Origin of the sequence: Nocardioides baculatus, assembly GCF_016735675.1 — a bacterium.
GTDB classification, from domain to species: domain Bacteria; phylum Actinomycetota; class Actinomycetes; order Propionibacteriales; family Nocardioidaceae; genus Nocardioides; species Nocardioides baculatus.
This window is the reverse complement of the sequence record NZ_JAERSG010000005.1, coordinates 113,648-136,747: the sequence shown is the minus strand read 5'-3', so window position 1 is coordinate 136,747 and position 23,100 is coordinate 113,648. Positions and strand designations below refer to the sequence as shown.

The 23,100-nt window shown below is 70.9% G+C and carries 19 protein-coding genes; 5 read left to right on the top strand and 14 right to left on the bottom strand.

Features of this window, described 5'->3' with window-relative positions:
- Window positions 1-494 precede the first annotated feature (494 nt).
- The 3 genes from JI751_RS16200 to JI751_RS16190 form a co-directional block, all read right to left on the bottom strand.
- A complete protein-coding gene (locus JI751_RS16200; protein ID WP_307814299.1) occupies window positions 495-2,489 on the bottom strand; it encodes an ABC transporter ATP-binding protein in 1,995 nt (664 codons plus the stop codon).
- 65 nt (window positions 2,490-2,554) lie between these two features.
- Window positions 2,555-4,288 carry an ABC transporter ATP-binding protein gene (locus JI751_RS16195; RefSeq protein WP_201938942.1) on the bottom strand — a complete coding sequence of 578 codons (1,734 nt, stop codon included), beginning with the start codon at window positions 4,286-4,288 and terminating at the stop codon, window positions 2,555-2,557.
- The gene (locus JI751_RS16190) at window positions 4,289-4,867 is read right to left on the bottom strand and encodes a TetR/AcrR family transcriptional regulator (protein ID WP_201938940.1); all 579 of its coding nucleotides are present in this window, start codon (window positions 4,865-4,867) and stop codon (window positions 4,289-4,291) included.
- Between the two features lie 58 nt (window positions 4,868-4,925).
- Between JI751_RS16190 and JI751_RS16185 the strand changes: the two genes are divergently transcribed.
- Entirely contained in the window at window positions 4,926-7,901 is a 2,976-nt protein-coding gene (locus JI751_RS16185; protein ID WP_201938938.1) for a hypothetical protein, read from the top strand.
- Here the strand turns inward: JI751_RS16185 and JI751_RS16180 are convergent.
- Window positions 7,889-8,884, bottom strand: a complete 996-nt coding sequence (locus JI751_RS16180; RefSeq protein ID WP_201938936.1) for an ATP-binding protein — start codon at window positions 8,882-8,884, stop codon at window positions 7,889-7,891. The genes JI751_RS16185 and JI751_RS16180 overlap by 13 nt on opposite strands.
- Window positions 8,885-8,947: 63 nt before the next feature.
- Window positions 8,948-9,607, bottom strand: coding sequence for a pyridoxamine 5'-phosphate oxidase (gene pdxH, locus JI751_RS16175; RefSeq protein WP_201938935.1), 660 nt, complete (start codon window positions 9,605-9,607; stop codon window positions 8,948-8,950).
- A 58-nt stretch (window positions 9,608-9,665) separates the two neighbouring features.
- Here pdxH and JI751_RS16170 point away from each other — a divergent pair, with 58 nt between their 5' ends.
- Window positions 9,666-10,769, top strand: coding sequence for a citrate synthase 2 (locus JI751_RS16170; protein WP_201938932.1), 1,104 nt, complete (start codon window positions 9,666-9,668; stop codon window positions 10,767-10,769).
- Here JI751_RS16170 and JI751_RS16165 read toward each other — a convergent pair.
- Genes JI751_RS16165 through JI751_RS16155 form a run of 3 tightly spaced genes read right to left on the bottom strand, consistent with a single transcriptional unit; the run spans window position 10,766 to window position 12,349 of the window.
- Entirely contained in the window at window positions 10,766-11,143 is a 378-nt protein-coding gene (locus JI751_RS16165) for a thiol-disulfide oxidoreductase DCC family protein (RefSeq protein WP_201938931.1), read from the bottom strand. The genes JI751_RS16170 and JI751_RS16165 overlap by 4 nt on opposite strands.
- 9 nt (window positions 11,144-11,152) lie before the next feature.
- A complete protein-coding gene (locus tag JI751_RS16160) occupies window positions 11,153-11,806 on the bottom strand; it encodes a VldE C-terminal domain-containing protein (protein WP_201938929.1) in 654 nt (217 codons plus the stop codon).
- Window positions 11,807-11,857: 51 nt separating this feature from the next.
- On the bottom strand, window positions 11,858-12,349 hold the full coding sequence (locus tag JI751_RS16155; RefSeq protein WP_236666403.1) for a GNAT family N-acetyltransferase: 492 nt from the start codon (window positions 12,347-12,349) through the stop codon (window positions 11,858-11,860).
- Between the two features lie 103 nt (window positions 12,350-12,452).
- On the opposite strand from JI751_RS16155, the gene serC reads away from it, so the two are divergent.
- The gene (serC, locus tag JI751_RS16150) at window positions 12,453-13,574 is read left to right on the top strand and encodes a phosphoserine transaminase (protein ID WP_201938928.1); all 1,122 of its coding nucleotides are present in this window, start codon (window positions 12,453-12,455) and stop codon (window positions 13,572-13,574) included.
- Between the two features lie 18 nt (window positions 13,575-13,592).
- Here the strand turns inward: serC and JI751_RS16145 are convergent, their stop codons facing one another.
- From JI751_RS16145 to JI751_RS16130, 4 genes are all read right to left on the bottom strand, one after another.
- Entirely contained in the window at window positions 13,593-14,588 is a 996-nt protein-coding gene (locus JI751_RS16145; protein WP_201938927.1) for a DNA topoisomerase IB, read from the bottom strand.
- 126 nt (window positions 14,589-14,714) lie between these two features.
- On the bottom strand, window positions 14,715-15,644 hold the full coding sequence (locus JI751_RS16140; RefSeq protein ID WP_201938926.1) for a hypothetical protein: 930 nt from the start codon (window positions 15,642-15,644) through the stop codon (window positions 14,715-14,717).
- A 202-nt stretch (window positions 15,645-15,846) separates the two neighbouring features.
- A complete protein-coding gene (locus JI751_RS16135) occupies window positions 15,847-17,130 on the bottom strand; it encodes a protealysin inhibitor emfourin (protein ID WP_201938925.1) in 1,284 nt (427 codons plus the stop codon).
- Window positions 17,131-17,174: 44 nt separating this feature from the next.
- On the bottom strand, window positions 17,175-17,987 hold the full coding sequence (locus JI751_RS16130) for a hypothetical protein (protein ID WP_201938919.1): 813 nt from the start codon (window positions 17,985-17,987) through the stop codon (window positions 17,175-17,177).
- Between the two features lie 311 nt (window positions 17,988-18,298).
- On the opposite strand from JI751_RS16130, the gene typA reads away from it, so the two are divergent.
- Window positions 18,299-20,194 (top strand): translational GTPase TypA, encoded by a 1,896-nt coding sequence (gene typA, locus JI751_RS16125; protein ID WP_201938917.1) that lies wholly within the window; start codon window positions 18,299-18,301, stop codon window positions 20,192-20,194.
- A 71-nt stretch (window positions 20,195-20,265) separates the two neighbouring features.
- Here typA and JI751_RS16120 read toward each other — a convergent pair whose 3' ends face one another.
- Complete coding sequence (locus tag JI751_RS16120) at window positions 20,266-20,763, bottom strand: hypothetical protein (RefSeq protein WP_201938915.1); 498 nt, start codon at window positions 20,761-20,763, stop codon at window positions 20,266-20,268.
- A gap of 235 nt (window positions 20,764-20,998) precedes the next feature.
- Between JI751_RS16120 and JI751_RS16115 the strand changes: the two genes are divergently transcribed.
- Window positions 20,999-21,658 carry a hypothetical protein gene (locus tag JI751_RS16115; RefSeq protein ID WP_201938914.1) on the top strand — a complete coding sequence of 220 codons (660 nt, stop codon included), beginning with the start codon at window positions 20,999-21,001 and terminating at the stop codon, window positions 21,656-21,658.
- A 3-nt stretch (window positions 21,659-21,661) separates the two neighbouring features.
- On the opposite strand, the gene JI751_RS16110 is transcribed toward JI751_RS16115, so the two are convergent.
- Window positions 21,662-23,020 carry an MFS transporter gene (locus JI751_RS16110; protein WP_201938912.1) on the bottom strand — a complete coding sequence of 453 codons (1,359 nt, stop codon included), beginning with the start codon at window positions 23,018-23,020 and terminating at the stop codon, window positions 21,662-21,664.
- Between the last annotated feature and the right edge of the window lie 80 nt (window positions 23,021-23,100).

The window sequence follows — 23,100 nt, the reverse complement described above, 5'->3', positions numbered from 1 at the left end:
GGATCGCAATAGTTGCTGAGCACAACCATACTCGCGTGCCCCGACGACCTCCACCCGAGGGCGACGAGACCTGCGCCACACCGGCGTACGACCCGGATTGCCTCGGCTTCCATAGCGAAACTGGAGCCTTGCCCGCGAAGTTTCGGGGCGGAGGCTCCAGTTTCCCCGGGTACCCGGGGATCGCAACGGCGCAGATGACACACCCCCGGACATGCAGCGACCCGCAGGCCTGCTGCTCCTCGGAGAGGAGCCCCGGCGGATGACACCGGGGGCCTGCGGGTCGGGTGGCTGCGATGGATTCGCCGGCAGCTGTCGGCGGACCGGGCTGCCTAGCGGGCAGCCACCTCACTCATCCGAAAAGAACTCATTCTTCGGATCACCTCCCTTCTGTGTACGACCAACGTACGTCGCCACCCGGAGGCACTCAACGGGATATCTGAGGACGTGGTGGACGAGTCCTGGACCGGTCGACGACCACCACGTCCTCAGGTATTTCAGACCGCGGCCTCCTCGGGCGCCGACTCGAACTGCGAGCGGTAGAGGCGGGCGTAGGCCCCACCCTCCGACAACAGCTCGTCGTGCGAGCCCTGCTCGACGATCGAGCCGTCCTCCATGACGAGGATCAGGTCGGCGTCGCGGATCGTCGAGAGACGGTGTGCGATCACGAACGACGTACGGTCCGAGCGCAGCGCCGCCATCGCCTGCTGGAGCAGCAGCTCGGTGCGGGTGTCGACCGAGGACGTCGCCTCGTCCAGGATCAGCAGCGCCGGGTCGGACAGGAACGCGCGGGCGATCGTGACGAGCTGGCGCTCGCCGGCCGACAGGTTCGAGCCGTCCTCGTCGATCACCGTGTCGTAGCCGTCGGGCAGCGAGTGCACGAAGCGGTCGACGAAGGTCGCGCGCGCCGCCTCGAGGATCTGTTCCTCCGTGGCGCCCGGCCGGCCGTAGGCGATGTTGTCGCGGATCGAGCCGGCGAAGAGCCAGGTGTCCTGGAGCACCATCCCGATCCGGCTGCGCAGCACGCCGCGCGGGATCGAGGCGATGTCGACGCCGTCGATGAGGATCCGGCCGGACTGCGGGTCGTAGAACCGCATCACCAGGTTGACCATCGTGGTCTTGCCGGCGCCGGTCGGGCCGACGATCGCGACCGTGCTGCCGGGCTGGGCGACGAGCGAGAGCCCGGAGATGAGCGGACGCTCGGGGTCGTAGGAGAACGACACGTCCTCGAAGCGCACCTCGCCGTGCGCGTCGGCCTCGGCTGCGGGTCGCCCGTCAGCCTCCTCCGTCTCCTCCGGCGCGTCGAGCAGCTCGAAGACCCGCTCCGCCGACGCGACGCCCGACTGGAGCAGGTTGATCATCGAGGCGACCTGCGTGAGCGGCTGCGTGAACTGGCGGGAGTACTGGATGAACGCCTGCACGTCACCGAGCGACATGGTGCCGCTGGCGACCCGGAGGCCGCCGAGCACCGCGATGACGACGTAGTTGAGGTTCCCGACGAACATCATGATCGGCATGATCAGCCCGCTGACGAACTGGGCACCGTAGGACGCCTCGTAGAGCTCGTCGTTCTGCTGGGCGAAGACCCGCTCGGCCTCGGCCTGGCGGCCGAAGACCTTGACGATCGAGTGCCCGGAGAAGGTCTCCTCGATGTGGGCGTTGAGCGTGCCCGTGCGGCGCCACTGCTGGATGAACATGCCCTGCGAGCGCTTCATCACCGCTCCCGTGACGAACATCGAGATCGGCACGGAGACCAGCGCGACCATCGCGAGCACCGGCGAGATGTAGAACATCATCACCAGCACGGCGACGACCGTGAGCAGCGAGGTGAGCAGCTGGCTCAGCGTCTGCTGGAGCGTCTGGCTGACGTTGTCGATGTCGTTGGTGACGCGGCTCAGCAGCTCGCCGCGCGGCTGCTTGTCGAAGTAGCCGAGCGGCAGCCGGTGGACCTTGTCCTCGACCTCGGAGCGCATCCGCAGGACCGTGCCCTGGACGACGTCGTTGAGCAGGTAGCCGCCGAGCCACGCGAGCAGCGAGGCCGCGACGTAGATCGCGAGCACGAGGAGCAGCACGTCGGCGACGGCCGAGAAGTCGACGCCGTCGGTGAGCTTCATCGACTCGAGCATGTCGGCCTGGCGCGTCTCGCCCTGCGCGCGCAGGGCCTCGATCGCCTGCTCCTGGGTCGCGCCGGAGCCGAGCACGTCACGGCCGATCAGGCCGGCGAAGATCAGGTCTGTCGCGCGGCCGAGGATCTTCGGGCCGATCGCGGTGGCGACGACGCTGACGATCGTCAGGACCAGGACGGCGTACGTCTTGTGCCGCTCCGGCCGGAGCCGGGCGAAGAGCCGCTTGAGCGAGGGCCAGAAGGTGTCGGCCTTCTGGCCGATCATCCCGCCCCCCATCGGGCCGCGCCCGGGGCCGGGGCCGGACTGGATGCGCTCGGTCTCCTTGAGGGTGCCGGGCTCGGCCGGGGCGTTCGTGTCGGTGCTCATGTTCTCGGGGTCCCCGCGGCGTTGTTCGGGGGAGCGCAGCGGAGGAGAAGAACGTCGTGGGGTGTTCATGCCACCTCCTCCGCAGTGAGCTGGGACTGGACGATCTCCTGGTAGGTCTCGCACGTGGCGAGCAGCTCGTCGTGGGTGCCGGTGCCGACGACGGCACCGTCCTCCATCACGACGATGCGGTCGGCGTGGCGGATGGTCGCCACGCGTTGCGCGACGATCACCACCGTCGCGTCGCGGGTCACCGGTCTGAGCGCGGCCCGCAGCCGGGCGTCGGTCGTGAGGTCGAGCGCCGAGAACGAGTCGTCGAACAGGTAGAGGTCAGGACGGCGGATCACGGCTCGTGCGATCGCCATCCGCTGGCGCTGGCCGCCGCTGAGGTTCGAGCCGCCCTGGGCGACGTCGGCCTCGAGACCGTCGGGCATCGCCTCGACGAAGTCCTTCGCCTGGGCGATCTCGAGGGCCTCCCACATCTCGTCCTCGGTGGCCTCCGGCCTGCCGTAGCGCAGGTTGTCGGCGATGGTCCCCCGGAAGAGGAACGCCTTCTGCGGCACCAGCCCGAGCCGCGACCACAGCACCTCGGGCTCGATGTCGCGCACGTCGACGCCGCCGAGCCGGACGCTGCCGGCGGTGGCGTCGAAGAGCCGGGGCACGAGGTTGACGAGCGTCGACTTGCCGGCGCCGGTCGACCCGACGACGGCGACGGTCTCCCCCGGCCGGGCCGTGAGCGACACCGAGCGCAGCACGGGCTCGTCGGCACCGGGGTAGGCGAAGGTGACCGCGTCGAGCTCGAGGTCCACCCGCTCCGGGAGCGACGTCACCGGGTCGGCCGGCGGCACGACGGACGAGTCGGTGTCGAGCACCTCGGTGATCCGGTCGGCGCAGACCGACGCGCGCGGCACCATCATCAGCATGAACATCGCCATCATCACGGACATGACGATCTGCATCAGGTAGGAGATGTAGGCCGTCAGGGCACCGACCTCCATGTGGCCGTTCTCCACCCGGTGCCCGCCGAACCACAGCACGCCGACGGTCGCGACGTTGGCCACGATCATCACCGTCGGGAACATCGCGGCCTGCCAGCGTCCGGCGCGGACGGCGACCTCGGTCAGCTGGGCGTTGGCGTCGGCGAAGCGGGTGGTCTCGTGCCCCTCGCGGACGAACGCCCGCACCACGCGTACGCCGGTGATCTGCTCGCGCAGCAGCCGGTTGACCTCGTCGATGCGCTCCTGCATGAGGCGGAAGTTGGGCACCATCTTGCGCACGAGCAGGCCGATGGAGACGCCGAGGACGGGGACGACGGCGAGCACCAGCCAGGACAGCCCGACGTCCTCGCGGGCGGCCATGATGATGCCGCCGACCATCATGATCGGGGCGGCGACGAGCAGGGTGCCGGCCATCAGCACGAGCATCTGCACCTGCTGGACGTCGTTGGTCTCGCGGGTGATCAGCGAGGGCGCACCGAACTGCTGCACCTCGCGGGCACTGAAGGTGCCGACCCGGTGGAAGATCGCGGCCCGGAGGTCGCGGCCGAAGCCCATCGCGTTGCGCGCGGAGAACCAGACGGCGATCACCGAGCAGATGATCTGGACGAGCGAGACGGCCAGCATCAGCCCGCCGTGGCGGACGATGTAGCCGGTGTCGCCGGTGACGACGCCCTTGTCGATGATGTCGGCGTTGAGGCTCGGCAGGTAGAGCGCGGCCATGGTGCCGACGAACTGGAGCGCGACGACGGCGGCCAGCGGGGCGGCGTAGGGCCGGAGGTAGGTGCGGACGAGGCGGAGCAGCATCTAGGAGTCCTGTTTCTTGAGTACGCCGTTGAGGACGGTGTCGACGATCTCGGCGGCACTGAGCGGGTGGCCGTCGGAGATGTGGGGGTGGGTCCCGGAGAAGGTCAGCAGCCGGACCATGTGCATCAGCTGGTCCGGCGGCACCCGCAGCGAGTCGCGGTGGCGCTCGGCCAGGCCCGTGAGGATCACGGCGACCCGCTCGCGCTCGGCCTCCATGTGGCGGCGCGCCTTCGGCGGGCCGACCATGCCCATCCGCGTCATCAGCGCGAAGACGCGGGAGAAGCGCTGCTGGAAGAGCTCGACGACCTCGAGCAGCATCGCGCCGAGCTCCTGGTCGGGCTCGACGTGCTGGAGCTGTGCGATGAAGGGGTCGAGGTCGAGCGCGTGCTCGAGCGAGGCCTGCACCAGGTCGTCCTTGGAGTCGAAGACCCGGAAGATCGTTCCCTCCGCGACGCCGGCGGCATCGGCGATCTGCTTGGTCGTCACGGTGCGCCCGTGCTCGAGGAGCAGCGGGACGGTGGCATCGACGAGGGCGGCTCGACGGTCGTCGGGGGCGAGTGGCTTGGCGCGAGGTGGCACCACGCCAGCGTAAGTGAGTGAGCACTCACTCACAAGTGGTTTTCGTTAGAGTCCGCTGGTGCGCACGCGACGGGGGCTCCAGGTCGTCGTCACGCTGCTCGTCCTGGCGGGGCTCGGCCTCGGGATCGCCGCCGGCATCTCCAGCGCCCTCGGCATCCGGGTGGAGCCCAAGGAGGTCCCGGTCGAGGAGCTGGTGGCCGCACCTGCGCGCGACGACGTACCTCCCCCGCGGATCACCCGGATCGACGCGCCCGCCACCGAGCGGGTGCGGCTCGCGCTGGACGAGCTCGAGGCGGCCACGGCCGACGCGTCCGACGACACCGCGACCCTGACCGTCACCTCCGGCGACGGCGACGAGGACGACGACTCCTACCGCCTCTCCGGCACCGCCGGCCGGCTCCGGATCACCGCCGCCAGCGAGACCGGGGCGGTGCGCGGGGTCTACGACCTCGCGCAGGCGGCGTGGGCCCACCGGCCGCTCACCGAGGGCGTCGGCGAGGTGACCTCTCGGTTGCCCTTCCGGATGGTCGACCTCGGCGCAGCCGGCGTGGACCCCGACCCCGAGCAGTGGCGTGGCGGCACCGACTACTCCCACTACTCCCGTGCCTTCGAGGACGTCTTCCTCGACGAGCCGCCGTACGTCAACCGGGCAGCCCTCGCCGACGCCCGCGCGAGCGTCCTCGCGTACGCCCACCACGTGCTGGCGCAGGGCTACACCGCGGTCGCCGTGCCGGGTTTCCTCGACTACGTCACCTTCGCTGCGATCCCGGAGATCTACGAGGACGATCCGGCGTACGTCGCCCGCGCGACCGCGGTGCGCGAGGCGTTCGGGCCGATCTGGGCCGAGCTCGACGACCTCGGCCTGGACGTCTACCTGCGCACCGACATGCTCAGCCTGAGCACGCCGCTCGAGCGCTACCTCACCGACGAGTACGACCTCGACACCACCGACCCGGAGCTGTGGGACGTCTACGAGGCCGCGCTCGACGAGGTCTGGTCGGAGCTCCCCCAGCTGTCCGGGATCGTGCTGCGCATCGGCGAGGGCGGCTCGATCTACAACACCCCGGGCCTGAGCTACTACTCGGAGATCTCGGTGACGACCGCACCGGCCGTGCGCGCGATGCTCGACGCGTTCACCGACGCGGCCGAGCGCTCGGACACCGACGTCGTCTTCCGCACGTGGAGCGTCGGCGTCGGCGCGGTCGGCGACATGCACACCGACCCGGAGTCGTACGACGAGGTGCTGGCAGGCGTCGACTCGCCGCGGCTTGTGGTGTCGACGAAGTACAGCCTCGGCGACTTCTACTCCTGGCTGCCGCTCAACGACACCCTCGAGCGGGGCGACCAGCGGCGGATCATCGAGATGCAGAGCCGGCGCGAGTTCGAGTCGTTCGGCGCGGTGCCCAACGACCTCGGCGTCCTGCACCAGCTGGCGCTGCAGCGGTTCGTCGCCGCCAACCCGCACGTCGAGGGCATCTGGACGTGGACCCAGGACGGCGGCCCGTGGCGGGCCGGACCGATGTCGCTGCTGCTGACCACGGGCTTCTGGCAGCTCTACGACCTCAACTCCGACGTCGCCGCGCGGCTCGCCCGCGACCCCGACGCCGACCCGGCCGGGCTGACGGCCGACTGGGTCCGGCGCTGGCTGTCGACGGATCCCGACACCGTCGCCAAGGTCACCCAGGCGATGTCGTACTCCCGCGAGGTGGTCACCCACGGGCAGTACGTCCCCCAGTTCGCCGAGGTGCGTGCCTTCGCGCTGGGCCTCGAGCCGCCGCCGCAGATGCTGCTCTTCGAGTGGGACATCCTCACCGGGGACAGCGCGGTGCTCGACGTGCTCAACGCGATCGCCCGCGACCACGGCGGCACCTCGACCCTGGACGGCGTCACCGCCGCGATCGACGACGGCCAGCACGCGATCGACCTCGCGACGACGATGCGTGACCTGGTGGAGCAGACGGACGCCTCCACCTATCGTGACCCGGCGATGCGCGAGCGGCTGCTCGCCTCGCTCGACTACCAGGTCGACCTCCTCGCGCTGCTCGGTTCCTACCGCGAGATGACGCTGCGGCACGCCCTCTGGCTCGACCGGGGTGGCGACCGCCAGGCGTGGGAAGGCGCCCGCCAGGGCTTCGACGCCGCGGCCGCGCGACACCAGAGGACGTACGGCGACGACCTGGCGCTCCCGGCCTACAACCTGACCGCGGCGCGCATCGGCGAGGTCCGGGCAGCCCGCGACCTGCCGATGGCGTGGCTGGCCCGCGGCGGTCTGCTGGTCCTGCTGCTCGCCCTCGGGGTGACCCGGACCGGCCGCACGCTCGTCCGGACGGCGGCGAGGCCGTGGACCGACCCCGGCCGCGTCCCACGCTTCCTCGTCGTCGCGATCCCGGTGGCGGCCGTCGTGTGGAGCCGGCTGGTGCTCACCTGGTTCCTCGCACCGAGCCACCTGCTCGCCGTCGGCCTGGGCTGGGGCGTGCTCGCCGTGGTGGTCGCGGCCGCGACCCGCTGGACGCGCTCGTGGCACGTCGCGACCGCGGTCGGTGGAGCCGTGGTCCTCCGCTCGCTGCTCCTGCTGGCGGTCCTCGCGTGGCGCGGACCCGGCGGCTACTGGTTCTCCTTCTGGGCCGAGCCGCGCGTCCGGACGGCGTACGTCGTCGTGGCTTTGGTGCTCGCCGGCTGGGTCCTGGCCGCCCTGCTCTGGTCGCTGGCGGCGCAGGTCGGGCGACGCCGGGCCACGGCCCTGGTGATCGGCACGGTCGGTGCGGTGCTGCTCGCGCTCGGCGGCCTGCTCGCCACCGTCGGCCTCGAGGACGCCCTCACCGTCTGGAACGACCAGCTCGCCCTCCTGCCCTGGGGGATGGCACGGATCCTCGGCATCACGACGTTCCTCGGGATCCCGACGGCCCTGCCGACCTGGATCCTCCTGACAGGCGGTGCGCTGCTGCTCTCAGCCTCCGCGCTCGGCCTGCCGGGGCCTCGCACCACGAAGGCAGTCCGAGCAGGCCGACCTCACGGCCACGCTCAGCCCGGCTGACTCCCGGCCGAGCTGCCTTCATGGTGCGTGGAGGTCTGCGGCCAGGCCGGCCACGGCACGGGCGCGGCCTCGTGCGTCGTCTGCGCCAGCACCTCGTGGGTCATCCAGGCGCGCAGCGTCCGCAGCTCCGGTGGCGAGGCGAGGGTCAGCAGCCGGCCGTCCTCGCAGAGCACGTCGGCGCGCGTCACCGCCTCCTGCAGCCGGACGACCAGGCCTCCGAACTCGCGGGGCATCGCCATCTCGATGTCGACCGAGTCCCGGCCCTCCGCACGCGCCCGCTCGGCGGCCCGGCGGCCCGTGAGGCGGGCGTGCGTCGGGGACACCAGGAGGCCGTGGATCTCCTCGGCCAGGGCCGCGGAGTCGTCGTTGCCGTCGTCGAGGGACAGCAGCTGCAGCTCCCGGACCAGCTCGTCGAGGTGGCTGTCCTGGTGGAGGCTCAGCTCGACCGGGCAGTCGAGCAGCCGCACGAGCGCCCAGCCCGGCGGGAGGGTGCTCGGCACGGCGTCGGTGTCGGTGTCGGTGCCGGCCACACCCTCGGGCTCCACCGGCTCGTGCCCGTCGTCGTGGTCGACGAGGTCCGCCCACACGCGCTTGCCACCAGCGGTCTCGTCGACGCCCCACCGACCGGCGACCATCGCCACGATGACCAGCCCGCGACCGGTGGCGCCCAGGTCCGGCCAGTCGGGGTCGTCGTCGAGGCGCACCCGCGGGCGCACCGCGGCGACCGGCACCGGGCCGTCGTCCTCGACGGACACCCGGACGCTGCCGGGACGCACGAGCCGCTCGAGCGTGACGTGCATGAACTCGGCCGCGGCGTGCAGGGCCGCGTTGCTCGACAGCTCGCTGGCCACCAGCTCGGCGGCCTCGACCAGGTCGACCTCACCCCACGCGGTCAGCCCGTCGACGACGAACCGGCGTACGGCGGGCACGCTGGCGGCATCAGCGGCCAGCCGCACGTGCAACCGCTCCGGCGCCTTGTGCATGGGTGGGAGGCTATCGACTCCACGGTCCCAGCGCGCCCGGGAAATCGTGGACGTCCCTCGCAGCTACGGCGCGAGCCGCTCCACGGACCAACCCGCTCCGGACCGGCGGTAGACGAGCCGGTCGTGCATCCGGCTGGGCCGGCCCTGCCAGAGCTCGACGACCTCGGGCCGCACCCGGTAGCCGCCCCACTCCGGCGGCACGGGCACCTCTCCGTCGGAGTCCTCGGTCCCGAAGCGCTCCTGCACGGCGGCGTACGTCTCGGCGAGCTCCGCGCGCGAGGCGACGGGGCGGGACTGGTGCGAGGACCAGGCACCGAGCTGAGCACCGCGCGGGCGCGAGTGGAAGTAGGCCGCGACCTCGCCGTCGCCGAGCACCGACGCGACGCCCTCGACGCGCACCTGCCGCTCGAGCGGGTGCCACGGGAAGAGCAGCGCGCAGTGCGGGTTGGCACCGAGCTCGTCGCCCTTGCGCGAGGCCTGGTTGGTGAAGAACACGAACCCGTCCGGGCCGACGCCCTTGAGCAGCACCATCCGGCTCGACGGACGGCCGTCCGGGGTCGCGGTCGCCAGCACCATCGCGTTGGGCTCGTGGACGCCGGCGTCGACGGCCTGCTGCAACCACCGCTCGAACATCTCGATCGGGTCGTCGACCAGGTCCGGGAGGTCGAGCCCGCCGCGGCCGTACTCCTCGCGCAGTCCGGCCAGGTCCGTCGTGAGGTCCATGTCGCGAGACTAACGACGCGGTGCACAATGAGCCGTTCCGTATCGACAGGGGAGTCGCATGACCGAGATCCACCACGGCCTCGAGGGTGTCGTCGCGTTCGAGACGCAGATCGCCGAGCCCGACAAGGAGGGATCCGCGCTCCGCTACCGCGGGGTCGACATCGAGGACCTCGTCGGGCGGGTGCCGTTCGAGAACGTCTGGGGCCTCCTGGTCGACGGCTCCTACACCCCCGGCCTCCCGCCGGCCGAGCCCTACAACATCTCGATCCACACCGGCGACGTCCGTGCCGACGTCCAGGCCGCCGTCGCGATGCTCGCGCCGATGCTGGGGATGGGTCAGACCTACGACATCTCCGACGAGCAGGCGCGCCTCGACCTGTCGCGCGTCGCCGTCATGGTGCTGTCGTACGCCGCCCAGTCAGCGCGCGGCCTCGGCAAGCCCGTCGTGTCGCAGGCCGACGTCGACCAGGGCAAGACGCTCGCGGAGCGGTTCCTGATCCGCTGGCGCGGCGAGGCGGACCCGAAGCACGCGCACGCCATCGACGCCTACTGGTCCTCGGCCGCCGAGCACGGCATGAACGCCTCCACCTTCACTGCGCGCGTCATCACCTCGACCGGTGCCGACGTGGCCGCCGCCTTCTCCGGCGCGATCGGCGCGATGTCCGGACCGCTGCACGGCGGCGCCCCGTCGCGCGTGCTCGGGATGATCGAGGAGGTCGAGAAGCGCGACGGCGACGCGACGACGTACGTCAAGGAGCTGCTCGACAGCGGCGAGCGGCTGATGGGATTCGGGCACCGCGTCTACCGCGCCGAGGACCCCCGCGCGCGGGTGCTGCGCCGGACCGCGAAGGAGCTCGACGCCCCGCGCTACGAGGTCGCCGAGGCGCTCGAGAAGGCGGCCCTCGCCGAGCTCCGCGAGCGCCGGCCCGACCGCGTGCTCGAGACCAACGTGGAGTTCTGGGCGGCGATCGTCCTCGACTTCGCCGAGGTGCCGGCCCACATGTTCACGTCGATGTTCACCTGCGCCCGTACGGGCGGGTGGTCGGCGCACATCCTCGAGCAGAAGACCACCGGTCGCCTGATCCGGCCGTCGGCGGTCTACGCCGGCCCGAGCACCCGCCCCGCCTCCGAGGTCGAGGGCTGGGACTCCGCCTGGGGCTAGCGTTCGCCCGGCTGCGGCAGTGCGCAGGCAGCGGTCCCGCCGGGCAGGCGCGACCGGTTGGCCGCCACCCAGTGGTAGGCCCGGCGTGCGACGGGGTCGATGGGCCGGGTGGTCATGAGCCGACCGACCACGCGCCACGGCAGCGGGCCGGTGCGCAGGATTGCGGCGAACGCGCGGTGGCCGTAGTCGACCCGACCGTCCGGGTGGACGTACGGCATCTCGACCTGCGCGCGCTCCGCGTCGACGCCGAGCGCGTCGAGGTCGACGGCCTGGATCGTGGAGGCATCGATGTCCACGCCGAGGCGCGGCACGAGCGCGGCCGTACGCATACAGAAGCCGCAGTCGGCGTCGTTGAGCATCAGGCCACGAGTCACGCGGCCAGCCTACGGAGTGACCGGTACCTGCGCGGCGTACCAGGACGTCAGGCCCTTGGCGCCCTGTCGGGTCAGCGAGATGTGCAGGTGGTCGCGGTGGCGCAGCGTCGGCGAGCAGGTGCGTCGGTTGCGGCAACCCGAGCTGAGGTAGCGCTTGGCGACGAACTCGTCGTAGGACGCATACATCGTGTCGTCCCAGATGACGTACATGATTCCCATCCGGCGCGCGAGCGCGGTGGGCTCACCGGTGTCGTCGGGGGCGAAGAGCTCGGCGAGCAGGGCCGCGGCCAGCGCCTGGTCGGTCTCGCTCGTCGCGTCGAGCACCCAGTCGAAGGCGCGCGACTCCTTGTGCTCGCTCGTGCTCGACCCGGCGCACTCGCGGAAGATCGCCCCGTAGCCACCGCCGCGGGCGACGAGCCAGTCGGCGAGCATCAGCACGCCCGGCTTGGCCTTGCGACGGCACTTCGTCTGCGGCTGGTAGCCGGCGTACGGCTCCACGGGCATGAGGTACGGCGCTGAGCTGGTGACGGTGGTGCTGGCGAGCGTGTCCTTGAAGGACGGCGCCCCCTCCTCCGCCGACGCGGAGGTCGCACCGGCCAGCAGGGTCGCCAGCAGCGCAAGGGGCGTCACGACCCTTGCGGCGACCCACGACGATGCGCGCACCCGGCGACCGTAGGTCGGTGCGCGACGTCCCGCCCGGGGTTCTCGCGAACATCAACCGTGTAGTTCGAGACGCCGCCCGAAGGTGCGACTCAGGTCCGAGCCACAGTAGTAGCCGAAGCCGGGGACCGGCTCGTAGCCGCAGGCGAGGTAGAGCGCGATCGCCTCGGGCTGCTTCAGCCCGGTCTCCAGCACCAGGGCCTCGATCCCGGCCGCGGCAGCCGTCGTCTCGAGGTGGGCAAGCATCCGCCGGGCATGCCCCTGCCGCTGGGCTGCCGGGACGACGTACATCCGCTTGATCTCGGCGGTGCGGCTCGTGCCGAACGCCTCCACGGTGCTGCGGCGCCACGCGCCCGTCGCGACCGGCACCCCGTCGAGGTAGCCGACGAAGAACCGTCCGCGGGGGTCCTCGAAGTCGCTCGCGTCGATGGGCGACTCGTCCCGCCCGCCGTAGCGCAGGACGTACTCCTCCTGCACGGCCTCGACCAGCAGCATCGCGTCGGGATGCGTGATCGGGAGCCGCTCGATGCGGAGGTCGGTGTCCATCGTGTGAGTCCCCCTTCGAGACGTCCCGGCGGCGGATGAAAGGATAGGGACTCATCTGACAGCGTCGTCAGGGCCCGCCGTTCATCGCACGTGAGGTTCCTCCATGACCGACGCCCTCAAGATCCCCGCCGAGCTCCTGCCCGCCGACGGCCGCTTCGGAGCAGGCCCGTCGAAGATCCAGACCAGCCACCTCGACGCCCTCGCCGCGACCGGCGACACGCTGATGGGCACGTCCCACCGGCAGGCGCCGGTGAAGCAGACCGTGGGCCGGGTCCGCGAGGGCCTCGCCGCGCTCTTCGACCTGCCCGACGGCTACGAGGTCGTCCTCGGCAACGGTGGCGCGACCGCCTTCTGGGACATCGCCTGCTTCGGGCTCATCCGCGAGAAGAGCCAGCACCTGGCCTTCGGCGAGTTCTCCTCCAAGTTCGCCACGTCGGCGAAGAAGGCGCCCTGGCTGGCCGACCCGACCGTCATCTCGAGCGACCCGGGCTCGCGGCCCGAGGCCGTCGCCGAGGAGGGCGTCGACAGCTACGCCTGGGCGCACAACGAGACCTCGACCGCGGTCATGGCGCCCGTACGCCGTCCGGCGGGCGTGGCCGACGACGCGATCGTCCTGGTCGACGCGACCTCCGGCGCCGGCGGCTTGCCGGTCGACCTGTACGAGGTGGACACCTACTACTTCGCGCCGCAGAAGTGTTTCGCCTCCGACGGCGGCCTGTGGGTCGCCCTCATGTCGCCGCGCGCCCTCGCGCGGGCCGAGGAGATCGCTGCGACCGACCGCTACATCCCACCGTTCTTCGACCTGCCGACGGCGATCGACAACTCCTCGAAGAACCAGACCTACAACACCCCGTCGGTCGCGACGCTCTTCCTGATGGCCGAGCAGCTCGACTGGATGAACGGCCAGGGCGGCCTCAAGGGGATGGTCGAGCGGACCACGGCGTCGTCGGACGCCCTGTACGGCTGGGCCGAGCGGACCGCGTACACGACCCCCTACGTCACCGAGGCCGCCGACCGCTCGCTCGTGATCGGCACGATCGACTTCGATGACGAGATCGACGCGGCGAAGATCGCTGCGGTGCTGCGGGCCAACGGCGTCGTCGACACCGAGCCCTACCGCAAGCTCGGCCGCAACCAGCTGCGGATCGCGATGTACCCGGCGATCGACCCGGCCGACGTGGAGAAGCTCACCGGCGCGATCGACTTCGTCGTCGAGAACCTCTGACCTCCTCGCGGGCCGTGCTCACGCAGCGAGCAGCTTGAGCACGGCACGCTCGAGGGCGGCCTGGCGCGCGTCGTCGGTGTCGTACGTCCCGCGCACCTTGATGGTGCGCCCGCGCTCGTAGGCCTCCACGACCCGCGGGTCGACGTAGGCCGTCCGCGCCAGGGTCGGGGTGTTGCCGAGGAACTCCGAGACCTCCTTCATCGCCCCCGAGACCGCACGCTTGCGCGAGGCCTTGGTCTCGCCGCTCTCGTCGGTGTCGGCGAGCACGGCCGCGGCGATGACCGTGGCGTGCCACGTGCGGAAGTCCTTGGCGGTCGCCTCGATGCCGAAGCACGTGCGGATGTAGTCGTTGACGTCGCTGGCGCCGAGGTCGCGCCAGGTCTTGCCGTCCTTCCACGCGAGGAGCTCGTCACCACCGCCGCGCCGCTTGCGCATCACCTGGAGCGCCTCAATGGCGGACTTGTCGTCGATGTCGATGGTGTGCTCGACGCCGGACTTGCCGACGAAGCAGAACCGCAACGAGTCGCCGTGCTTGGAGACGTGGTCCTTGCGCATCGTGGTCAGGCCGAAGGAGCCGTTGGTGTCGGTGTAGACGTCGTTGCCGATGCGGAAGTAGCCGAGGTCGAGCAGGCGTACGGCGACCGCGCACGCACGCTCGAGCGACATGGTCTCCGCGCCGATGTCGGTCAGCACCCGCTCCCGCGCCTTCGACAGCGCCTTGCCGAAGCCGAGGATCCGGTCGAACTTCGCGGCGTCGCGGCTGGCCCGCCACTGCGGGTGGTAGAGGTACTGCTTGCGACCGGCGTCGTCGGTGCCGACGGCCTGGAGGTGCCCATTGGCGTGGGGCGTGATCCACACGTCGCGCCAGGCGGGCGGGATGACGAGGTCCTTGCACCGCTGCACCTGCTCGGCGTCGAGGCGGCCCCCCTGCTCGTCGAGGTAGGTGAAGCCCTTGCCCGACCTGCGTCGGGTCCAGCCCGGCTGGTCGGGGAACGTTCGCCGCAGTCGGGGCATGCGGTCGAACCTACTGGCCGACCGGACACCCTTGGTCACCCGCAAGGAGGTCGATGCGCCACGACGCACGGACGGCCCGTCGCGCCGAAGCGCAACGGGCCGTACCGAGGAGAGCTCGGACGTCGGTCAGTCCGTCGTCTCGACCACGCCGAACGGCTCGAAGTCGTACGTCGTGGAGTTGATCTGCAGGGCGTCGATCGCGCCGGAGAAGGCGTAGTCGCGGCCCTTGCCGACCTGCACGGTGTAGAGCGTGGCGTCGGGCATGGCTGCCTTGACCTGCTCGAGGGTGCAGTAGGTGGTCTGGTTGCAGCCGCTGCCGGTGCCGGCGGCACCGGTGAGGTACCAGCTGGCGTCGCCGGTCTCGACCTTGGTCCACGCGTTGGCAGGCAGGTTGCGGACGACGTAGTTGAGCGTGCTGTAGCCCGAGCCGTACTTGTTCGGGTTGATCTCCATCGAGACGCTCGCGGCGTTGTCGACGTACTTGGCGCGGTTCTCGCCGGTCGTGAACTCCCAGAAGCTCACCGTCGAGATCGAGGCGAGCGCGTCACCCGCGAAGTCGACCTGGTTGCCGAAGGACGCCTTGTCCTCGGGCGAACCCGTGCGCAGCCCGAGGGAACCGATGCCCATGGGCGGCTTGATGTCGGCGCCGACGGACGGGCCCGAGCGGAGGTAGGAGTCGCCGTTGCCGATGACGTTGCGGTCGATGATGCTCCAGTCGGCGCCGGAGTAGGTCACCGAGCCGGCGTCACCCTTGGGACCCTGAGGACCGCGCGGCCCCTCCGGACCCTTGGGACCCGGGGCGCCGTCGGCACCCGCCGCGCCCACCTCGGCCTTGAGGCCGGAGCTGAGGTCCTTGAGCGTGATCGAGCCGTTCTCCACCTTGCTCGCGGTCACGGCACCGGGCGCGAGGTCCTGGGCCTCGATGGACCGGTTCTTGATGTCCTTGCCGGTGATCATGGACCCGGCGACGGCACCGGAGCCGGCACCGACGGCGAGGACGGCCGCAGCGGCCAGGACGATGACACCGCGCGAGTGCGTCGAGTTGAAAATGGGCATGCTGATAGAACCCCTGTCGGATGTCGAGCGGGCACCGTGCCCGTCTCGCGTGTGCCGCGCTGGACCACTCCCTGGTCAGATGACCACCCACAGGACCCGCGCGGCCAGCGAACAGTAACTCCGATTCACAGTTTGTCAAAGTGACCTTGACAGAGTGTTGCGAGCCGAGCGCGAGCCTTTCACCCGAGGGGGTGGAGAGGGCTCACGCCGGCGCCGTGCCGACGTCGATCACGCGCCGCGCCAGCTCGGCCTGGCCGGGAGTCAGCCGCTGCTCCGGGACCCGGACGGGCTCGCCGTCGTCGACGGTGAACGTATAGACGTACATGTCGGGCCGCGGCGGCTCGTCGGTCCCGGCCGTCGACAGGGCCGCCTGCTCGACCAGCCCGCGCAGGTCGTCGTCGAGGTCGACCTCGGCCGTCTCGGTGCGGCCGATGAAGCCGCCGCTGCGCTCGACCCGGAGCCGGCCGGGCCCGGTCGACACCGGTGACCCCGTGGCGGGCTCGACGCCCACCTGCGCCCACGCCTCGCTTACGGCCCCGGCGTGCTGCCCGGCGGCCGCGACCGTGGCGGCGGCGAAGGCTGCGAAGTCGGCGTCCTCGGCCACGTCGCCGCCGACGAGCGCGTCGTACCAGATCCGGCCGGCACCCTCGACCGCCGTGCCGCCGACCGCGACGGCGGCGAGCTGGAAGGCCTTGTTGGGGATGCCGGAGTTGAGGTGGACGCCCCCGTTGTCGTCGGTGGTGTCGATGTAGTCGTCCATGTGGCCGACCTGCGGGTCCGTGCCGAGCTCGGGGTCGTCGTAGGCGGTGCCGGGAGCGGCCATGTCGCGCAGCCCCCGCGCCGCGACCTTCGGCGTGAAGATGCCCTCCCCGATCAGCCAGTCGCCCTCGGCGGCGGCCTGGCCGAGCAGCCGCTGCTTGAGGCAGGAGGCGAAGACGTCGGCCACCGACTCGTTGAGCGCGCCGGACTGGCCCTGGTAGACCAGCCCCGCGGTGTGCTCGACGACCGCGTGGGAGAACTCGTGGGCCAGCACGTCGACCGGCTTGGTGAAGCGCTCGAAGACCTGGCCGTCGCCGTCGCCGAAGACCAGCTGGGTGCCGTCCCAGAAGGCGTTGTTGTAGCGCGAGCCGTAGTGGACGGTCAGGCTCACCGGCGCCCCGGCGTCGTCGTGGGAGTCGCGCGAGAGCACCTCGGCGAACATCGCAAGGGTCTCCTCGATCCCGACGGCGGCCTCGTCGACCGCGACGTCGCCGGACTCGGGGTCACCGGCACTGCGAACCGCCTCGCCGGGCAGCGACGTCGTCGAGCCGGCGTCGTGGACCGTCCAGGCCGGACCACCCGGCACGACGGTCCGGCGCGCGGACCGTGCCTCCACGCCGCGGCGGGTGCGCAGCGCGTCGTCGAGCGCGGCCCGCTCGGCGCCGTCGACCCGCTCGGCGAGCCAGGGCGGGATGAAGGTGCAGTGCGTGGAGTCCCGAGACGTCATGGCACAGGTCTACCCCGCGGCTCCGACACCGGGAAGGGGTCGGATCAGCAGGGCCTGTAGTCGAAGGTCATGTCGCTGACGAAGATCCGCTGATTCGTGTCGATGTTCTGGTCGTAGGCAGTCTGCCGGTTCCAGTACGTGATGGAGAAGGTCGAGATCGGTCCGGCGAACTTGATGCGCAGGTTGCCGCCGCTTCCAGCCGTGTCGTCCTGCGGCAAGTTGGCGTCGGCTCCCTGGAACCAGTTGACGGGCTGGTTGTTGTTGTTCGTGATCGCCGTGATCCCGGGCGCCTGGCTCTCCACGACGTAGCCCCCGCTGATGATGAGGGCGTCGCGGAAGTCGTCGGTCGAGGAGTCGATGTCGGTGATGGTGAACACGAGGTTGGACACGGCTCGCGAGAAGGTGAAGGTGTAGGTGCCGCGATCACCGTAACCACGGGTTGTCCCGGCAGGGGTGTTGGGCGCGCTCGAGGTGGTGGCCTGCATCAGGCCCAGCCCCGACACGTTCAGACCGCCCACCGCGGCCTGGCGCGTCATCGTCTGGCTGGTGTCTCCGCCCTCCGTGCCCGCGACCATATTTCCCACGTAGGACGCCTTGACGTCGAGACGGAGGCCGGGGATCGGGCCCGCAGCGTCCGGGTCGAGGACCGCGTACGCCTCCGTCGCGCTCGTCTTGGTGTACGCGACCGCGGAGCCGTCCCAGTCCAGGACCTGTCCCACGCGCAGGTTGCACGGCGACGCGGCGTAGGCCGGTGCGGTCGTCGCCGCCGCGATCACCGGCACGGTCCAGACGGCGGTGCGAGTGACCACCCGTCGTGTCGGTCGCACCGGGCTGAGGGTGGCGCTGTCCTGCGTCATGTCTGGCGTCCTATGTCTGAGCATGGACCCCCCCCGGATCCAGTTGATGGATCAACCGTATGAATGCACGGGTTACGCATGAGTAACACCAAGTTACGCCCCATATATCGTTCCGAAACTTCCCGTTATTGCCCGATTCCGTGGGAAGCGCGCATGTTGCGCCTGGACTGCATGTCGGCATCCGGGCGCGCCGACCCGTGGTTTCGCGGAATCAGCGTTTCGCGCGCGTCGCACTAGACTTTGACGCTGCGGCCGTGTTGGTCGCCCGGCCTTCGTGGCCACTCGTCTGTCACCGCCCGGAAGGCCCCTGCATGCCCACCCAGTCCCGCTCCGACCTGCGCAACGTCGCGATCGTCGCGCACGTCGACCACGGCAAGACCACGCTGGTCGACGCGATGCTCCGCCAGGCCGGTGCCTTCACCGCCCACCAGGCCGAGAGCGTCGCCGACCGCGTCATGGACTCGGGCGACCTCGAGCGCGAGAAGGGCATCACGATCCTCGCGAAGAACACCGCGGTCCACTACGCCGGGCCCGCCGGCGGTGGCCAGCCGATGGTCATCAACATCATCGACACCCCGGGCCACGCCGACTTCGGTGGCGAGGTCGAGCGCGGCCTGTCGATGGTGGACGGCATCGTGCTGCTCGTCGACGCCTCCGAGGGCCCGCTCCCCCAGACCCGGTTCGTGCTCCGCAAGGCGCTCAACGCCGACATGCCGGTGATCCTCGTCGTCAACAAGACCGACCGCAGCGACGCCCGCATCAGCGAGGTCGTCGACGAGTCCTACGAGCTGTTCATGGACCTCCTCGACGAGTCGCACAGCCAGGACGCCCTCGACTTCCCGGTGGTCTACGCCTCGGGCAAGGCCGGCATCGCCTCGCTGGAAAAGCCCGAGGACGGCACCATGCCCGAGGGCTCCGACCTCGAGCCGCTCTTCAAGACGATCCTCGAGACGATCCCCGCCCCGCAGTACGACGAGGGCGCGCCGCTGCAGGCCCACGTGACCAACCTCGACTCGTCGCCCTTCCTCGGCCGGCTGGCGCTCCTGCGCATCCACCAGGGCACGCTGAAGAAGGGCCAGACCGTGGCCTGGATGAAGCGGGACGGGACCGTGAAGAACGTCCGCATCACCGAGCTCCTCATCACCGAGGGCCTCGAGCGCGTCCCCGGCGAGTCCGCCGGTCCCGGCGACATCGTCGCGATCGCGGGCATCCCCGAGATCACCATCGGCGAGACCCTCGCTGACGCCGACAACCCGATCGCACTGCCGCTGATCCACGTCGACGAGCCGGCCATCTCGATGACGATCGGCACCAACACCTCGCCGCTGGTCGGCAAGGTCAAGGGCGCCAAGGTCACCGCGCGCCTGGTCAAGGACCGTCTCGACTCCGAGCTCATCGGCAACGTGTCCCTCAAGATCCTCCCGACCGAGCGCCCCGACGCCTGGGAGGTCCAGGGCCGTGGCGAGCTCGCGCTGGCGATCCTCGTGGAGCAGATGCGTCGCGAGGGCTTCGAGCTCACCGTCGGCAAGCCGCAGGTCGTCACCCGCGAGGTCAACGGCAAGGTCCACGAGCCGTTCGAGCGCCTCACGATCGACGCCCCGGAGGAGTACCTCGGCACCATCACCGAGCTCCTCGCCGTCCGCAAGGGCCGCATGGAGGGCATGACCAACCACGGCACCGGCTGGGTCCGGATGGACTTCGTCGTCCCCGCGCGTGGCCTGATCGGCTTCCGCACCGACTTCCTCACCGAGACCCGCGGCACCGGCATCGCCCACCACATCTCCGAGGGCTACCACCCCTGGGCCGGCGAGATCCGCTCGCGCAACTCCGGCTCGCTGGTGGCCGACCGCAGCGGTGCGGCGACGGCGTACGCCATGACGTCGCTGCAGGAGCGTGGCGTGCTCTTCGTCGAGCCGACCACCGAGGTCTACGAGGGCATGATCGTCGGCGAGAACTCGCGCGCCGACGACATGGACGTCAACATCACCAAGGAGAAGCAGCAGACCAACATCCGGTCCGCCACCTCCGACAACTTCGAGAAGCTGATCCCGCCGAAGAAGCTCTCCCTCGAGCAGTGCCTGGAGTTCTGCCGCGAGGACGAGTGCGTCGAGGTGACCCGCGAGACCGTACGGATCCGCAAGGTCGTGCTCGACGCCAACGCCCGTGCCAAGACGGCGTCGCAGGCGCGCAAGGCCAACAAGGGCTGACGCAGCACCTCAGACACGGGAACAGCCCGGCTCCGCGATGCGGAGCCGGGCTGTTGCCTGTGCGGTGACGATCAGGCCGGGTGGGTGTGCTGCTTTCCGGCATCCCAGGTGATGGGACCGACCGTCTGCGAGACGAACGTCGTCGAGCCGACGTACTTGATCTGTGCCGTCGCCTGGACCGTTCCGGCGGCGTTGTCACCACCGGCGAAGTCGGTGTGGAGCCGGTAGGTCGAGTTGGCCGCGATGTCGGGCAGGTGCGTCGCCGTGAGCGTCGAGGTCGGCGTCGAGATCGCCGGATAGGTCCACGACGTGTCGCGGGCACCGGAGGTCGCCGCGTAGCCGTAGATCTCGAACGACGTGAACGGCCCCGTGCTGGTCGGGTTGTAGGTGAAGGTGATCCGGATCTCGTCGATGGCGACCGGGCCATTGGTGAGCTGCAGGTCCCACGACACGTGCTTCTCGTTGCCGTTGCTCCACTTCTCCGCCGTGCCGGCCACGCCGGTGAAATCGGTCGATGCGGTCGACGCGGCGAACGCGGGCGCCGTGGCCGCGAGGGCGACGACAGGCACGCTCCAGGCAGCTCCGCGCACCAAGGTGCGCCGTGTCGGTCGGGCAGCAAACATGGTTGTACTCATCGGTTCTCCCCTTGATCTCCCCCACAGGAGAATTGGTTAAGTCTTCGACGAGACTAGGGAGTAACAAGACCCCCGCTTGCCACCGAATTGCCACTAGACGGTGACACCTGCTAGTGGTCTAGAGCAGCGCGAAACCGCTCGTCGGCAGGGTCCCGTACAGTCGATTCCCGTGCCCGAGTCCCGCGATGCCCCCGCTTCTCCTGCCTCCCGCACTCTCGGCAGCGAGCTGGCGGAATGGCTGGAGGGCCTCGGCCTGGCCGACCACCTGGCCACGGCCGGCCTGCCGACGTACGACCGCGGCCCCGAGGGCGTGACGTGGCGCGACCCCGCAACCGGCGACCCCGTGTCCGACGAGCGGCTTGCCGAGCTCGACGCCCTGCTCCGCTCGGTCGGTGACGACCCGACCCACGCCGTACCGGTGGAGCTGGTCCGGCTGCGTCGGGAGAGCCGGGCGCGGTCAGCGCTCCTCGACGGTGGCTGGGTCGACTACGCCGAGGTCGGGCGTCGGCGTGGGGTCTCGGAGAACGCCGCCCGGTTCGCGCTGCACAAGGCGGCGGAGCGGCGGGCCTGCCTGCTGGTGCCCCACGACGGCGCCACGCTCGTCCCGACCTTCCAGCTCGACACCGAGGGCCAGGTGCGCGACGAGCTCCTGGTCGTCCTCGAGACACTGCTGGCATCCGGGGCCGACCCGTGGCGGACCTGGATCTGGCTCACCTCGCCCGCTGCCCTTCTCGGTGGGGCTGTGCCGCACGAGGCCGCGCGCGACCCCGAGGAGCTGCCGGTCGTCGAGCGCGCGGCGGTCGCGCTCGCCGAGCGGACGCGGACCTGACCCTCAGCTCGGGTCGCGGCGCAGCGTCGGCCTGAGCACGACGAGGCCGAGCAGCGGCAGCACGGCGAGCACCAGCAGCGCGGCAGGCATGCCGAGGGGGCCGCTGATGCCGGCCACGACGGCGGAGCCGATGCTCCCGCCGATGAGGAACAGCAGCGTCGACACCCCGAGCGCCACCCCACGCACCTCAGGCTGCACCGCATCGCCGACGACCGCGCTCAACGCCGGCTGACCGAGGCCGAAGGCGAAGGTGACGAGGACGATGCCGACCACCAGCACCGGTGCGCTCGTGGCCCACGCGCCGACCGTCGCCACGACGAGCGCGACCGACGCGACCACGCCGGCGATGGCCAGGGCGCGCGCCGACCCCACGCGGTTGAGCAGCGGGCCGGTGAGCTGCGGGACTGCGAGCGCGACGACGGCGCTCGGCACCATCGCCAGGCCGACCTGCCACGCCTCCCAGCCGTCGGACAGCAGCACGGCGGGGAGGGCGATGAGCATGGCGAACCACGACGCCGGCACGGCCGAGGCAGCGACGGCGCTCCGCACCACGGTCGCGTTGCGGATCACCTCCACCGGCAGGAACCCGTCGGGGCGTCGGCGTACGGTCGCGCGGACGGCGGGGACGCCGAGGACGAGCAGCGTGGCGCCGACTGCGGCGACGACCAGGCCGCCCGAGGGCGACTGCACGAGCAGCACTATCCCGGCAGCGGTCAGTGCGACGAGCACGGCGCCGACGATGTCGAGTCGTGCGCCCGTGCCGTCGGTGGACAGCGCGCGCCAGAGGAACGGGATGACGAGCGCGCCGAGGATGGGGAGAGCCATCACCGCGCGCCAGCCGAAGGATGCCTCGACCAGGCCACCGATGAGGGGACCGAGACAGCTCACCGCCGCCGCGACTCCCGCCAGGCGGCCGAACGCCACCCCCCGGACCTCGCCGGTGTAGCGCGCCGACAGGATGGCGACGCCCAGGGTAGGGACTGCCGCAGCGCCCGCACCCTGGAGCACCCGGGCGCCGAGCAGGACCCCGAAGGTCGGCGCGAGAGCCGCGACGAGCGCGCCCACCGACATGAGCACGAGCCCGGCCAGCAGCGGCGCCCGGACTCCCACGAGGTCGGAGATCCGCCCGTAGAGCGCCGTGGTCACGGCGAGCATCAGCACGTAGAGGCTGATCGTCCACGCGGCGATCCCGGCGCTCACGCCGAGGTCCGGGCCGAGCAGCGGCAGCGTCACGGCAGCACTCGAGGACCCCATCCCCGCCAGGCCGAACAGCAGGCCCAGCAGCATCGAGATGCGTCGGGAGTCGTCGGGCGCGTCGGCGGCGGCCGGGATGTCAGGGCGGGTTTCGGCTGGGGAGGTCATCGAAGGACGACAACCCCGTCGGCACGCGCTCCATTCCGCGCGAGCGTCGGACGATAAGGGGGTGCGGCGCCGGCGGGCTG